Below are 922 nucleotides of genomic sequence, written 5' to 3'. Positions count from 1 at the left end.
AAGGTTCAACACCCACACCGTACTTCAGGACGAAGCAGCACCTGATGCTCAGACATTTGTTGGTGTGCGCAAGGCCATACGGCTCTAATCGCAACGCACTGACAATCAAACAGTGGGCGACTCAGCGGGCTGACACCGAAAACACGCTCAACGGCATCCATTGAAATCATGCGTCGGATTTCCAGTCGACAATGATTAGCTGTAGCTGAATCATGATGCGATGGGCGTACATTTCATTACCTTAGCCTTTGATCCAGGTGAATTCATGCAGCTTGTTGATACCCAGCGTGGCATGACTCAGGCTGCAGCATGAGAGCGGAAGCTGAATAAGGATTGCGCCGAAATGACCCCTCTGAGTTGCTGACATCTAGGCTTGCATTTACGGCGACGTCTCTCTATACTGCACATTCTGCATACTAAGAAATGCACATTTTGTTTTGGAGGCTTAGAAAGTGAAAAATTATAAGAAGTTCAAATAAATAGCGATTCTCTCGAGTAGTGGTTTAATTATTATTTTCGAACTATTTCGTCATAAATTCATGGTAGGTTTAATCAGTCACGACGTTGATTTTTTTATCTCTACTGTTTTGTTTATAGTAGGTGCTATTCTTGTTGGGGATCTAATGTTCAATAAAATTGAAAAGCTCGAAAAAACAAAATATAAAAAGGAAAGAGAAGCAAAGCAAATATATCGATGCAAGCATCGATGGTATCTTTGTGTTCAATGAGAAGGGATACCTCAGTGTTATGAATCCTGGTGCAAAGGATTTATGTGGGCTAGATGAGGGAGAACGCTTTACTTCCAAACATGTCATGGAACTTATCAAAGGAGAAACACCGTTTGACCTCGAGAGCAGTTGACGGTGCTGTACGTCCTGAAGTAAGTGTGGGTGTTAACCTTAGCAATACGTAATGTTATGTA

General features: G+C 42.2%; 1 protein-coding gene. It reads left to right on the top strand.

The annotated features are described in order from the left end of the window. The first annotated feature begins 636 nt into the window (after nucleotides 1–636). Complete coding sequence (locus ACXADT_RS21470; protein WP_474835877.1) at nucleotides 637–861, top strand: hypothetical protein; 225 nt, start codon at nucleotides 637–639, stop codon at nucleotides 859–861. Nucleotides 862–922 lie beyond the last annotated feature (61 nt).

Source organism: Anaerobacillus sp. ABR4_321, assembly GCF_056158505.1.
Note: the sequence above shows the minus strand (reverse complement) of the source record. Positions and strands in the feature narration are given on the sequence as shown.